At 60.1% G+C, this 13,164-nt stretch carries 10 protein-coding genes and 1 tRNA gene; 3 read left to right on the forward strand and 8 right to left on the reverse strand.

Annotated elements, in window-relative coordinates; translation table 11 throughout:
* Position 1: 1 nt before the first annotated feature.
* Positions 2-75, reverse strand: a tRNA-Met gene (locus G5380_RS07575).
* A 196-nt stretch (positions 76-271) separates the two neighbouring features.
* Between G5380_RS07575 and glgX the strand changes: the two genes are divergently transcribed.
* Positions 272-2,335 (forward strand): glycogen debranching protein GlgX, encoded by a 2,064-nt coding sequence (gene glgX / locus G5380_RS07580; RefSeq protein WP_421209289.1) that lies wholly within the window; start codon positions 272-274, stop codon positions 2,333-2,335.
* 67 nt (positions 2,336-2,402) lie between these two features.
* On the opposite strand, the gene G5380_RS07585 is transcribed toward glgX, so the two are convergent.
* The 3 genes from G5380_RS07585 to G5380_RS07595 all read right to left on the reverse strand — a co-directional run bounded on the left by G5380_RS07585 (position 2,403) and on the right by G5380_RS07595 (position 6,069).
* The gene (locus tag G5380_RS07585; RefSeq protein ID WP_151285685.1) at positions 2,403-3,122 is read right to left on the reverse strand and encodes a hypothetical protein; all 720 of its coding nucleotides are present in this window, start codon (positions 3,120-3,122) and stop codon (positions 2,403-2,405) included.
* 168 nt (positions 3,123-3,290) lie between these two features.
* Positions 3,291-4,928 (reverse strand): ATP-dependent endonuclease, encoded by a 1,638-nt coding sequence (locus tag G5380_RS07590; RefSeq protein WP_421209288.1) that lies wholly within the window; start codon positions 4,926-4,928, stop codon positions 3,291-3,293.
* A 262-nt stretch (positions 4,929-5,190) separates the two neighbouring features.
* Positions 5,191-6,069 (reverse strand): helix-turn-helix domain-containing protein, encoded by an 879-nt coding sequence (locus G5380_RS07595; protein ID WP_421209287.1) that lies wholly within the window; start codon positions 6,067-6,069, stop codon positions 5,191-5,193.
* Between the two features lie 168 nt (positions 6,070-6,237).
* Between G5380_RS07595 and G5380_RS07600 the strand changes: the two genes are divergently transcribed.
* Both G5380_RS07600 and G5380_RS07605 read left to right on the forward strand, forming a co-directional pair.
* Positions 6,238-7,155 carry a DMT family transporter gene (locus G5380_RS07600; protein ID WP_421209286.1) on the forward strand — a complete coding sequence of 306 codons (918 nt, stop codon included), beginning with the start codon at positions 6,238-6,240 and terminating at the stop codon, positions 7,153-7,155.
* 69 nt (positions 7,156-7,224) lie between these two features.
* Positions 7,225-8,091, forward strand: coding sequence for a LysR family transcriptional regulator (locus G5380_RS07605; protein ID WP_421209285.1), 867 nt, complete (start codon positions 7,225-7,227; stop codon positions 8,089-8,091).
* A gap of 76 nt (positions 8,092-8,167) precedes the next feature.
* On the opposite strand, the gene G5380_RS07610 is transcribed toward G5380_RS07605, so the two are convergent.
* The 4 genes from G5380_RS07610 to G5380_RS07625 form a co-directional block, all read right to left on the reverse strand.
* Positions 8,168-8,944 carry a TSUP family transporter gene (locus G5380_RS07610; protein ID WP_199415461.1) on the reverse strand — a complete coding sequence of 259 codons (777 nt, stop codon included), beginning with the start codon at positions 8,942-8,944 and terminating at the stop codon, positions 8,168-8,170.
* Between the two features lie 203 nt (positions 8,945-9,147).
* Positions 9,148-9,903: a tRNA-uridine aminocarboxypropyltransferase gene (locus tag G5380_RS07615; RefSeq protein WP_421352597.1), complete on the reverse strand. Its 756-nt coding sequence runs from the start codon at positions 9,901-9,903 to the stop codon at positions 9,148-9,150.
* Between the two features lie 178 nt (positions 9,904-10,081).
* Positions 10,082-11,293 carry an ROK family protein gene (locus G5380_RS07620; RefSeq protein ID WP_421352598.1) on the reverse strand — a complete coding sequence of 404 codons (1,212 nt, stop codon included), beginning with the start codon at positions 11,291-11,293 and terminating at the stop codon, positions 10,082-10,084.
* Positions 11,294-11,425: 132 nt separating this feature from the next.
* Positions 11,426-13,093, reverse strand: a complete 1,668-nt coding sequence (locus G5380_RS07625) for a methyl-accepting chemotaxis protein (RefSeq protein ID WP_103251177.1) — start codon at positions 13,091-13,093, stop codon at positions 11,426-11,428.
* Between the last annotated feature and the right edge of the window lie 71 nt (positions 13,094-13,164).

Below are 13,164 nucleotides of genomic sequence, written 5' to 3' on the forward strand. Positions count from 1 at the left end.
GTTGCGGGGGCCGGATTTGAACCGACGACCTTCGGGTTATGAGCCCGACGAGCTACCGAGCTGCTCCACCCCGCGTCTGAGGTCGCCAATAATAGGCGCCAGCGCACAGATTGCAAGTAAATATCTCAAAAAAAGTTTATTCGTAGATTAATCAGACAGAGAGTGAGGACATTAGCAGCATCATGCTGTTTTTTCAGGCAATAGAGTCAAAGCCACATACCAGGCACTACACTCAGTGAGATGAACACTCCTCATTTTGGGTAGGTATGATATGCGCATCTCCGCCGGTCACTGCCGTCAGTTGGGGGCGACACCCGACAACCGCGGCGTCAACTTCGCCATCTGGGCCCGCTTGGCCAGCCGGGTAGAGCTGCTGCTTTTCTCCAGTGCCGAAGATGATAGTCCCGAGGTAATTCCCCTCTCCCCCCGTTTCAACCGAACTGCCTACTACTGGCATATCCATATTGAAGGACTCCCCATCGGGCAACGCTACGCCTACCGTATCCAGGGACCATGGCGTCCCTATTGTGGCACCCGCTTTGATGGTGACAAGGTTCTGCTCGATCCCTATGGGCGCAGTATTGAACTGGGCCCCAACTATGACCGATGGGCGGCTGCACGCCCCGGCAGCAATATGGCTTGCTGCGCCAAAAATCGGGTAGTCGATACCCGCCACTACAACTGGGAAGGAGACAAACTGCCTGCTCACTCTCTCTCCCGCTCGGTGATTTACGAACTCCATCTGGGGGGGTTTACCAACTCCCCGAGCTCCGGGGTTGATCCTGCATTGCGGGGCACCTATCTTGGATTGATTGAGAAGATCCCCTATCTGCAATCTCTCGGAGTCACCGCCGTTGAACTGCTGCCGGTGTTTCAGTTCGATCCTCAGGATGCTCCCAGGGGGCTATCCAACTACTGGGGATACAGCCCCATGTCCTTTTTCGCCCCCCATGCCCAGTACGCCTGTGGCGATGATCCGCTGACCGAATTTCGCGATATGGTCAAGGCGTTGCACAGGGCCAATATCGAGGTGATCCTGGATGTGGTCTATAACCACACCGCCGAGGGGGGAGATGATGGCCCCACCTTCTCGTTTCGCGGCATCGACAACGAGGCCTACTACATCCTCGACAACAACCAGAAGGACACCAACTACTCGGGCTGTGGCAACACCTTCAACGGCGCACACCCGGTGGTACTGCGGATGATCATGGACAGCCTGCACTTCTGGCGCCAGGAGATGCACGTCGATGGCTTCCGGTTTGATCTGGCTGCCATTTTGTCGCGGGATGAATCGGGCCAGCCACAGGCCAATGCCCCGACCCTGCGCACCATAGATACCGACCCCAACATCGCCGATATCAAGCTGATCGCCGAGGCCTGGGATGCAGGGGGGCTCTATCAGGTGGGATCACTCGCCGGCGCCCGCTGGCGTGAGTGGAACGGCCAGTTCAGGGACGACGTACGCCGGTTTCTGCGCGGGGATGACAACAGCGTCACCGCCTTTGTCGAACGGCTGTGCGGTAGCCCCGACATCTACCACTATCACCACGCCGATCCCGAGAAGAGCATCAATTTCGTCACCTGCCACGACGGCTTTACCCTGTGGGACTGGGCCAGCTACAACAACAAGCATAACGAGGCCAATGGCGAGCAGAACCGTGATGGCTGTGATCACAACTTCAGCTGGAACCACGGCCATGAAGGGGTAACGGACGATCCCCAGATCAATGCCCTGCGCACGCGCCAAGCCAAGAACATGATGGTGGCAACCCTGTTATCGGTGGGATCCCCGATGCTGTTGATGGGGGATGAACTGCTGCGCACCCAGCACGGCAACAACAACGGTTACTGTCAGGACAACGCGACCTGCTGGATGGATTGGCAACCAACTCCCCGCAGCCAGGAGATGTTCCGCTTCATGAAGGAGCTGATCCAATATCGCAAACATCTGTTCCAGCGCCCGGAGCAGGAGAGCATGCCACTGTCGCTCACCGAAATCCTGCGGCACAGCGAGATCTGCTGGCACGGAGTCAATGCCATGCAGCCAGACTTCAGTCCCCACTCCCATGCCATCGCCATGTCGGCCCTGTCAAGCGAAACCCGACTGGCCCTTTACGTACTGTTTAACGCCTACTGGGAGCCCCTCACCTTCAACCTGCCCAGCCCGCCCAAGGGAGTTGGCGGCTACTGGCGGCGGATCCTCGATACCGCCCTCCCCTCACCGCAAGATATCTGCACTTTCGGCATGCCACTGGAAGGGTTGACCAGAGAGTATCTGGCCCAGCCACGCAGCAGTTGCCTGTTTATCTGCGGGGCCGATGACTTCTATTGATTCTCGAGAGTCAGATATGAAAAAGCCCCGGGCCTTGGCTCGGGGCTTGCTCTTTTCAGTACCAGTGTCAGATCAGCTGGTACAGCACGCTGGTAGCGGCGATCTGGGCGATAAGCAGGCCACACAGGGAAGTGGAAACCACCACAGGCGCGGTATCACGCTGCAAGTAGAGCGGGCTGAACCAGAGCAGCAGGGAAGCCACCAACAAGGCAGCCTGTGTCACCACCGCCGGGATCAGATCATCGAGATTGGCTTCAGCCCCTTGCCAGCCCACCAGCACGGCCAGCCAGATAAGGCTGGCCATGGCGCCCGCCAGCGCAGCCAGCGGCAGAAGAGTATTAAACGCCTTGAGGCGGTGACGGGCTCGCAACAGCATCAGGTGAGCAAAGGCAGCTCCCAGCATCACCATCTGCAATAAACCGCTCACCCAGCCCTGCAGCTGCAGCAGCCCGAAGCCATAAACAGCGAGTGGCAACGCCGGCAACCAGAGCAGCGTTGAGGGGACTGCACGCTTGCCCTCCAACCGTGACTGGGCCAGCGACAAGCCGACCCCGAGCACCAGTGCGGCACCACCACTCCAGATCAGCCAACTGGCCGCCTTGGCCTCTACCGCCAGCATCAAGGAGAGCGCGGTAATTACCCAGATGGAAAAGAGCTGCTGAGTGATGCGTGAGCGCTGGCCAGGGCAGATATCACCGCGCCACAACACGATACCGAGGGCAATGAGGGCACCAAGCGCCATCAAGCCGGTAAGGGGAAAGAGCCAAAGTGGGAGTTGGACGAACATGACGCCTCCAGCAGCAAGAATTCGGGGGCGCCACCGGGGCGCCGGAGAAGAGTGGGCGAGTATACCCAAACCTGCGGCTATCCCCAATCACGACAAACAGACCGGCAAAAAATGAGCAGATGCCCCGAAGGTCATGATGCTGCCGACAGGCCCATTATCACACCGACTTCACACCTGACCGCGAGCCAGTGCCACTACCCGCGCAAACATCTGACGCAGCACGGGAGGAATATGCTCGGCACCAAGCCGCTCGGCTTCTTCCACCACCGCCAGCGCCATCCCCGGCTTGCTGCGATGATGAATCGCCTTATTGATGATATGACTGGCACTCCACATGGCTCGTCCGCCCACCCCTGCTTCCCGCCGGAACACGGCTTCAAAACCATTGTGATAGAGGTAATGTTCAATGTCAGAGGCTGGCAACTGAGTCAACCGATCCCGTTCCCGCTCCCCTTTGAGTTGGCCCCGGGCCGAAGCAGCATACTTGAGCCCCGCCTCGTCGCCATCGGTCAACAGGTGCCACTCGATACCAAAATCCCGCGCCACCTTGATCAGCGGTGACTGGCCGCACTGGGCAAACTCGATAATCCGCACCCCTTCGGCCCGCAAACTGTAGCCACAGATCTGGGCCAGCTCGGAGAGCAGCCAGATCTCGGTTTCCCCCTCCACCAGCAGCCAGCAGCGGGCAAACAGCGACATGGGGCGGTTGATCCGCACGTGGAAGGCGATCTTGCGCAGATCGTCACTGCTGTAACGCTCGCCGCCCAGCTGGTGACAGAGAATATCCTGCTGACGGCGCACCAGCCGCCGCACCTGATTGAGCGGCAGGGAAGAGAGCAGATCTCCCGAGTTGGTGGTGAGCAGCTTCTGACCCGGCAGCTGTTCGAGCAATCCCCACGCCAGCGCCAGCATGGTGGGGTGCAGGCGGCTCTCAGGATCTTCGAGGATCATGATGGGGCGAGCCCCCTCCTCCAGCTCGCGATTGCCTCGCGCCTGCAGCAGGGTCGCCGCCATCCCGGCCATCGCCAGTTGCAGGGTGCGGTTATCGGCATGGCGCAGCAGGGTGTGCAGGTTGCCAGGATTGCGCAACGTCATGGGACGATTGATGATGTCACGCTGGCTGCGCGGTTTGTTCTTGATGGGGGCCAGAGCGTTGAAATAGTGATCCATCAGCTGGCGCACTGCTTGCAGCGCCTCCTTCAACTCCGGCTCTCCGATGCGCTGGGGCTCATCGATCAGCTTGTCGGCCAGTTCACTGAGTCTGTGCTCCGAGAGATCTCCCCACTGCAGGGTTTCCACCCCGTTGCGGGCACTGCGAGCGTCCCGCAGCCGGAACACCGGGTTCATGGTGATGAGCATGCAGACCAGCTCGTGGGTATTGGCGATGGGCAAGCTCTTGCCTACCCCGTCGAGAAAATCGTGAATGGTGAGCACAGAGCCATCCGCCTGCAGCTCGGCGCTGGCGCGATAGTGAATGCGGTGGAATTTGTCCTTGTGCAGCACCCAGGAGGGGCAAAGACGGGCCAGCCGACGGGAGTGCTGACACATCTGGGGTCTGTGCTCACTGAAGGTGAGCACCAGTTGCAGATGACGCGAAGGGGCCAGCTCGGGATCTTCCGGTTGGTGAAAATCATCGGCGGTGAACTGATAGGGCTCGGCATTTTGCCCCAGCAGACACCAGAGCGCGCGCAACAGGCTCGACTTGCCCCAGGTATTCTCGCCAATCAGCACTGTGGTGTGATCCAACCCGAGCGAAAGACGATTTATACCGCGAAAACCTTTTACTTCAATACGTTCCAGAAACATCCTGCAATGTCCACGTCACTCAGATTGAGCAATAGTGGCAAAGTTAACTGGAAAATCCTATCGGCAGCCGGGCTTTTTCAACGTGAACTGTGAGGCACTGCAGGTTCGGGAGGGGTGACGACAGCGGTGCGATCTTGCGGGGCATTCCAGTGGCTGAACCAAAGGTGACGGGTACGGATTTGACGTTTGCGATAATTCAATGGGCATTCCTTTCAATGGATAAGTGGTAGAGAGTACACCTCTTTTGCCCAAAGTCTCAGGCTTATCTGTGACGGGAAGATGACAATTGCGCCCGCCACTGCCCCGGCGTCAAACCAAACGCCTCGCGAAAACGATTGCCGAAATGGGCCTGGGAAGAGAAGCCACACTGACTGGCGATGCTGGCCAGCGGCTCGGGGCCAGTCAACAGCTGCTTGGCCCGTTTGAGCCGCAGCCCCAGCAGGTAACGGTGGGGCGGGCAGCCGAGACTCTGGCCGAACATGCGGGCAAAGTGATACTCGCTCAGCCCCGCCTGCTGGGCCAGCTCTGCCAGCGTGACCGAATCGGCCAGATGGGCCTGCAGATACTCCTGCACCCGCTTGATCACCACAGGCGCCAGCCCGCCGCGCAGAGGCGGCAGACCGGGAGCCTCCTCGGTGTGGTGGCGATAGGCGTGGAGGATCAACATCCAGGCGCCGTGGGAGAGTGCCAACCGATCGACCCCTTGCTGCCACTGAAGCTGCATCAACTGGCGCTGCACCAGCGAAGCCGCCTGCGGATCGTCGATAAAGGTCTTGTCCACCAGTTGCAGGTGGCGCCCCTCCTTGTCACACACCTCCTCGGCGATACGGGTGAGGTGAGTCGGGGTGAAGTAGAGATGAAAGAAGCGAAACTCTTCGCGCACCAGCCACTCAGATCTGTGGTGATCCGGCATGATGCACACCTTGCCGGTGCCACCGTGGCCACCCGGCCCATCGAGTCGCTCGGTCTGCTCGCCTCCTTGCAGATAGACGCTCAGGGTGTGGTGGCCCGGCTTGTGATAGCGGGTCTGGTCATAGCAGTTGCGCCAACTGGCGACGCCAAGCCCGGGTTCGAGCCAGCAAGCGTCGTCCAGCCGGGCGCCGGTGCTGACCAGAGCATCAAATACCCCTGCTGTTTTCATTCGCCCCTGCCGCCTGTTCCGGTGTAAGTGTTATGTCGCTGCCACCCATCTTACCGACCGCGCCCGCAGATGACAGCGCAGGGCGATGAAAAACCGCAAGATGGTGCAATCCAGCCATCAGGGCTTGCCCCATAGTGGGTCATCTCTCCCTGACTCACCGGAACAGTGATGAACCTGATGCTCTATCTTGCCACCGTGCTTATCTGGGGCAGCACCTGGATTGCCATCGCCTGGCAACTTGGCCCCATCCCCATCGAGGTGTCGGTGCTCTACCGCTTCCTGCTGGCTGCGGTGGCACTGTTTGCCCTGCTCACCGCCAGCGGCCGCTTTCCGCGCCTGCCGTGGCATGGCCAGCGCTATGCGGCGCTGCTCGGTGCCCTGCTCTTTTCCACCAATTTTCTCTGTTTCTACCACGCCACCCGCTATATCCCGAGCGGCATGTCGGCGGTGATCTTTGCCAGTGCCAGCATCTTCAACGGCCTCAACCTCTGGCTGTTCGAGAACAAGCGCCCCACCCTGCGCTGGCTGCAAGGCTCCTTGCTGGGGCTCTTTGGCACCCTGCTGCTGTTCTGGCCGGTGCTGGCGGATGCGCAACTGGGTGCAAACGGCTGGAAGGGGCTGCTGCTCGCCTGCGGCGGCACCCTCTGCTTTTCGCTGGGCAATCTGGTCTCGGCACGGGGCCAACGCCATGGCTACCACGTACTGCAACTGGTGCCCTGGGGCATGGTTTACGGCGTGGTGCTGTTGCTGGGCTGGGTCATATTGCTAGGCCAACAGCTGGTGGTGCCGACCGATGGCCACTATCTGGTGGCCATGGTCTACCTCGCCCTGTTTGGCTCGGTGATCGCCTTTACCGCCTATCTGACGCTGGTGGGGCGCATCGGTGCCAGCAAGGCCTCCTACGCCACCGTGCTCTTTCCATTGGTGGCGCTTACCCTCTCCACCTTCTATGAAGGCTTTGTCTGGCAGCCGGTCTCGGTGGCCGGAGTGGTGGTGAGCCTGATCGGCAATCTGGTGATCTTCGCGCCGCCCTTGAGCGAATGGCGCATTCGACCGGCCAAGGCAGCAAACGACCCTTGCTCCTGAGCCAGTCAGCCCCTAAGGTAGCGCTGATCAATCTGTGACGATCCTGATGGCGATAAACAAGGGGGCGAGATGTTACTGGAAGGGCTGGAGACGCTGAGCCTACTGGCAAGTGAAGGAACCATGGCCAAGGTGGCCAGTCGCCTCTATATCAGCCAGTCGGCGGTGAGCAAGCGGATTGCCCAGCTGGAGCAGCGCCTCGGCAAGAAGCTGATCGAGCCGGAGGGGCGCCAGATCCGCCTCACCCCGCAGGCCAAGGAGCTGCTTGAGCGAGTGGCCCCGAGTCTGGCCGAAATGAAAGGGGTGCTTGCCGATAGTCAGGATCTGGCGGATCAGAGTCCTCTCCCCATCGCCTGCTCCGAAACCCTGCTGGCGGGTTATCTCGCCCACTTCATGCGCGACTATCTGGAGCACGATCCCCACCTTGCCCTCTCTACCCACCACACGCCGGTCATTCTGGCGCGGGTGCGCAGCGGTGATGCCCTGCTCGGCATCTGCGCCGGTCGGCTCCCACCCGGCCATGGCCTCGGCGCAGATCTGCTACTGGAAGAGCCCTTCTATCTGGTTGGCGAGGGGCAGCAGAGCCTGCCGCCAGCCAGCGCAGAAAGCAGGTGCAAGATCCTCACCATGGATCTGGAGAACCCCTCCAACCGCTACCTGCGCGAACCGCTGGCTGATTTGGGGCTGGAACCCGCCATGGAGCTCGACTCCTATCTGGCGCTCATCGAACTCGCTAAGGCAGGTATTGGCCCTGTGCTGCTCCCCGCTGGCCTGCTGGGACTGGTGGGAGAACAGGGGGAGATGGCACGCCCACTGCCCGGGCTGGGCCGCCCCCTGCATCTGGTCTACCGGCCAAACAGCCTAAAGCGCGAGCGGATTGCCCGGCTGGTGAGCGCCCTGCACCAACACTTTCGCCACTGCAGCGATACACCGCGCTAGCGCTGTAAAACACCAGATATGACAACGGGGCCCAAGGGCCCCGTTAACAATTGCGATGCGGCAAGCAAGGCGCACATCAGATCCAGGCAAACAGCTCGGGATACTGACTCCACACCAGTTTGGCGGACATCAGCAGGGAGACGGTCACCAGCAGCGGCTTGATCAGCTTCACCCCTTTTTTCAGCACCATTTTGGAGCCAAAACGGGCGCCCACAAATTGCCCCAGCGCCATACAGAAGCCGACACTCCACACCACCTTGCCACCGAGGGCAAAAAACAGCAGGGAGGCGATGTTGGAAGTGAAGTTGAGCAGCTTGGTGTGGGCGGTGGCCCGCGCCATGCCAAAACCTGCCAGCGCCACGAAACCGATGGCAAAAAACGAACCTGTGCCGGGCCCGAAGAAGCCGTCATAAAAGCCGACACCGCCCCCCACCAGCAGCGCAAACAGCATGGGGGTGAGACGGCGGGAGCTCTCGGCATCGCTCACCCGCGGCGAGAAGTAGAAGTAGCAGGCAAAAGCCATCAGCAGGAAAGGGAGCAGGCGCTCGAGAATGGCGGCGTCTATGGTCTGCACCGCCAGCGTGCCGATAGCCGCACCGATAAAGGTGCAGATCACCGCAGGCCAGATCATGGCCCACTCCAGCAACCCCTTGCGGGCATAGAACCAGGTGGCGGAGAAGGAGCCAAAACTGCTCTGCAGCTTGTTGGTGCCGAGCACCAGCGCGGGGGGCATGCCAGTCGCCAGTAGAGCAGGCACCGTCAGCAGACCACCGCCACCGGCGATGGCATCGATAAAGCCGGCGACAAGCGCCACACCGAACAGGGCAAACAGGGTAACCAGTTCCAATTCCATCCATAGACCTCTCGAGAGTGGGTTGCCCGAAGGATCGAGCAACCGGAGCTAACCAAAGCGACGTTGTGCGGGGGGCTGCACAGGCTGTTCGCTATCCTAGCGGGCCACTGACCATGAATCTAACGAAACAGTGGCAGACAATTGATTCCTGATTTTCATTAATTAGAACGGGCACGTCCCTGGCCCAACCCTCAAAGTGTCCGTTAGCAAGCCGGTGAAGCGACGTTCGCTTCCTTGATGGCCGCCAGTGCCTCACAGAGATGATCCTCATCGGCACCGGGGAAACGGCTGACCCGACCGGCCATGTAGCGGCTGCTGAACAAGTTGAACCAGTGCTGCAGGGCCTGGCCCGCCTTGAGCTCTCCCGCCACTTCCAGCACACAGGCCGCCACTTCGGCGGTGCAGAGGTGCTCCTCGCTGTTGGCGACCCGCATGCCGTAGGTGGAGAGCGCATCGGGTTTGATGGCGAGCACAGGAAAACCGTCCAGATAGGGGCTCTTGTTGAACATCTTGCGCGCCTCCGGCCAGGTGCCGTCGAGCAGGATAAAGAGCGGCTTTTTGCCGGGTGCCAACGTCACCTCGCCGGTCAGGCGGGCAGGCTCCTTCTCGCAAGCGGGAAAGACTACATAGGGCTGCCAGGCAGGATCGGCCAGCAGGGCCAGCAACTCGGGATGGGGCTGGGTACGTGACCAGAGAAACGCCCAGGTGGTATCCGGCAACACATCGGCGATCAGGCGACCGGTGTTGGAGGGCTTCATCGGCTCGCTGTCATACATCAGCAGGCAGAAACCGGCCTCTGCTTTGAGCTCGGGGCGCCACTCGCAGGCACACCAATCCTCGCGCAGCTGACAGGCCGGACAGCGAACCAGGGTGCCGCCACGGGCAAGAAACGGTCGGGTAGAGATACTCTTGCGCCAGGCCCGCAGGCGGTTGACGGCGTGATCAGGAACAGGCTTCATCTAGGTTCACAACTGGAGTCAAAACAGGAACGGCGACGGTGCCAACATGTCTCGGCGCTATAAAAGCGCCCGAAAACAGGGGGGTCTGCCGGAAAAGCGCAAGATTGTACCGAGTTACGCGCTGGCGGAACAGCAATCCCTGCCCCTTTCGCCAGACACAGTGCCAACTCCTCTTGCCTTACGACTCCTGACAGCTGCGCAGCAGCTCCAGCAACAGGCTGCCATCGCGCAGTGCCTTGTGAACCTGCACCGAAGTGGGCTTGGTGGGATCTTCGTAGAAGTGGGTCGATTCAATCTGCAGCCGCACCAGATATTCGGCGGGTAACTGGCTGGCCAGCGACTGGTGCAGCATGGGGAACAGCAGCCGATCGGCACGAGTGATCTCGCCCCCCAGCAGCAGCTTGCCCGGATTGAGCAGGCAGATGAGATTGGAGAGTACCTTGGAGAGGCGGCCCGCCGCCTGATGGAGAATATCCTGACAGAGGCCGTTGCCCGCCAGCGCCAGCTCGCACAGCTCGCGGATGGTGACGCTCTCGGGCAAGTCGTGCTCCTGCATCCGCTCACGCAGATCCCGGTATTGCGCCTCCAGCGCCTGATTGGTCACCAGGGTGCAGGCGCAGCCAAAACCGCCGCAGTAGCAACGCTGGCCATAGGGCTCGAGCTGCAGGTGGCTGAGATCCCCCAGCAGCGCATTCTCGCTCTCGATGAGCTGGCCATTGACCACCATGCCGACCCCGATGTCGTTGTGGACAAACACCAGCACCGCATCGGCGCAATTTTTGGCGGCCCCCCACTCCCGCTCGGCCTGGATCCATGTGCGCACGTCACCGCTAACCAGCACAGGTACCGAGAACGCCTGTTGCAGAGTCGGGCCAAGGGGCCAGTTGCGCAGATCGTAGAAGGGGAAGTGCTTGACCATGCCGGAGTGGCGCTCTACCTGGCCCGGCAGGCAGAGGGCGATACAGGCCAGATTGAGGGACTTTCTTGGCAAAAACACCTTGATGGCGTGCACCAGACTGCCCAGCAGATCGGCGCGCTCCTCCTCGGTAAAGAGGTGGCGCTGGCGGGCCAGCGAGCGACCGGAGAAATCAAACAGCGCCATATCCACGTAGCCACGGCCAAGACGCATGGAGAGAAACTGAAAGCGGCGCTCGTTGATGCGCAGCAAGGTCTGACGACGGCCACGCCCCACCGAACTTTCACCACAGGTGACCACCAGACCCCCATCGAGCAGTTCCCTAGTGATCTTGGTGATACTGGCAGGCGAGAGGCCGGTCAGGCGGGAGAGATCGGTGCGCGACAGCTCCTTGTGCTCTTCCAGGCTGGCATAGACCAGGCCGTAGTTGAGCTGCCGGATCAAATCGATACTACCTTTCACGATCTCATTCATAGGGTATGGGGCAAAGGCTGAAAAAAAGAGGCTGGCAATTTTCACACATTATTGGTCAATCCCCAAATAAAGTGCGGCCTGAACCGGGGGTCAGGCCGCATCTTGTGGTTGCCGTCACGGACCATTACAAGATCAATAACGGAATTGCGATACCAGTTTGCGCAATTTGTCGCCGGTATTGGCCAGATCGCGGGTGGTGCTGTTGGACTCCATGGCTGCGTCGGTCAGCTCGCTGACGATCTGCTGGATCGCTACCAGGTTCTTGTTGATCTCCTCCGACACCGCATGCTGCTCTTCGGCGGCGGTAGCGATCTGGATATTCATATCGTTGATGGTACTGACCGCCATCACCATGCTGTCGAGGGAGCTGGCAATATGGCTTGCCTCCTGCACCGTCTCCTGACTGCGATCCTCGCTCGCCTGCATCACATCCACCGCCTGCTTCACCCCCCCTTGCAAGCGCTGGAGCATCTCATTGATCTCTTTGGTGCTCTGTTGGGTACGACCGGCCAGCGAACGCACTTCATCCGCCACCACCGCAAAGCCGCGACCCTGCTCACCGGCACGGGCCGCCTCGATAGCGGCATTCAGCGCCAACAGGTTGGTCTGCTCGGCAATGCCGCGAATGACCTCCACCACCGAGCCAATCTTGGCGGTCTCTTGGGCCAACTGTGCGATGACGCCAGCAGCAGTATGCACCTCCCCCACCAGTCGGTTGATGCTGTTGATAGCCGTACTGACCACACCACGAGCTGCGTCGGACTCACGGGCGGCATCACTGGTTGCTGTCGCGGCATTGGAAGCACTGGCCGCCACCTCCTGGGCAGTGGAGCTCATCTCGGTCACCGCAGTCACCACCTGATCGGTTTCCCGGCTATGGCCATGCATCTGCTGGTCATAGTGCTCGCTCAGATGGTGCAGCTTGTCAACAGCGGTGAAGAGATGGTTACTGGTCTCGCCAACCTGACTCACCACCGACTGGATCCGCTCGACAAAGCGGTTGAAGGCGCTGGCCAGCTGGCCAATTTCATCGTCGCTCTGCACCTTGAGGCGCTGGGTGAGATCCCCGTCACCATTGGCAATATCGTTCAATGCCAGCACGGCATCAGCCAGCGGCTTGGTAACCCGATTCCCCACGATCACGGTCGCCGCCAGGGTGACACCCAGGATCAGCAAGATCACCAGCACACTGCTCTGCAGCGACTCGTGCATATTGCTTTCGCGCTCGGCGCGCAGGGCCGCCAGCTCGTTGTCGATGTCATCGATATAGAAACCGGTACCGATAACCCACTGGTATTTGTCGAGCGCAATGTTGTAGGCGAGCTTGGGAGCATCACGACCAATGGAAGGTTTGGCCGTCCAGTACTCGGCAAAGCCATCCCCCTGACGGGCCACCTTGATAATGTCCTGGATCAGCAACTTGCCCTTGGCATCCTTGTCGTTCCAGCGATTTTTTCCCTCCAGCTCGGCACGGGTAGGCAGCAATATAGTGTTGCCCTCGAAGTCATAGACAAAGAAATAGCCATCGCTGCCGTAACGCAACGGCCTGAGCAGCTCTTTGACCTTCTGACGATTTTCCGGAGAATCCGGCTGTGCATAAACGGCATCGACGGCGGTTTTGGCCATCATGATGTAACTGCTGAGCAGCGCTTTACGCTCCTTGATGGCATTCTCCCTCGCCACCACCAGCTCAGACTCTAGGTCGCTCTTGGAGACCATATAGTTACTGAGATTGACCACCAGGGCCATCAGCAGCACGGGTACTGCACCCAATAACAGGATTTTCTGTTTTAGCGTCATCTTTCACATCCTTGCAGCTGTTTTTATTGGAATTCCTTGCTTACCCATCAGTATAGGTGCTGGCAGGGCGA

Source organism: Aeromonas sp. 604443 (assembly GCF_049170315.1).
Classification (GTDB): domain Bacteria; phylum Pseudomonadota; class Gammaproteobacteria; order Enterobacterales; family Aeromonadaceae; genus Aeromonas; species Aeromonas veronii_A.

Excerpts from the sequence above, each read along its gene's own strand:
- glgX (WP_421209289.1), top strand. The coding sequence starts at position 272 with ATGCGCATCTCCGCCGGTCACTGCCGTCAGTTGGGGGCGACACCCGAC.
- G5380_RS07585 (WP_151285685.1), bottom strand. The coding sequence starts at position 3,122 with ATGTTCGTCCAACTCCCACTTTGGCTCTTTCCCCTTACCGGCTTGATG.
- G5380_RS07590 (WP_421209288.1), bottom strand. The coding sequence starts at position 4,928 with ATGTTTCTGGAACGTATTGAAGTAAAAGGTTTTCGCGGTATAAATCGT.
- G5380_RS07595 (WP_421209287.1), bottom strand. The coding sequence starts at position 6,069 with ATGAAAACAGCAGGGGTATTTGATGCTCTGGTCAGCACCGGCGCCCGG.
- G5380_RS07600 (WP_421209286.1), top strand. The coding sequence starts at position 6,238 with ATGAACCTGATGCTCTATCTTGCCACCGTGCTTATCTGGGGCAGCACC.
- G5380_RS07605 (WP_421209285.1), top strand. The coding sequence starts at position 7,225 with ATGTTACTGGAAGGGCTGGAGACGCTGAGCCTACTGGCAAGTGAAGGA.
- G5380_RS07610 (WP_199415461.1), bottom strand. The coding sequence starts at position 8,944 with ATGGAATTGGAACTGGTTACCCTGTTTGCCCTGTTCGGTGTGGCGCTT.
- G5380_RS07615 (WP_421352597.1), bottom strand. The coding sequence starts at position 9,903 with ATGAAGCCTGTTCCTGATCACGCCGTCAACCGCCTGCGGGCCTGGCGC.
- G5380_RS07620 (WP_421352598.1), bottom strand. The coding sequence starts at position 11,293 with ATGAATGAGATCGTGAAAGGTAGTATCGATTTGATCCGGCAGCTCAAC.
- G5380_RS07625 (WP_103251177.1), bottom strand. The coding sequence starts at position 13,093 with ATGACGCTAAAACAGAAAATCCTGTTATTGGGTGCAGTACCCGTGCTG.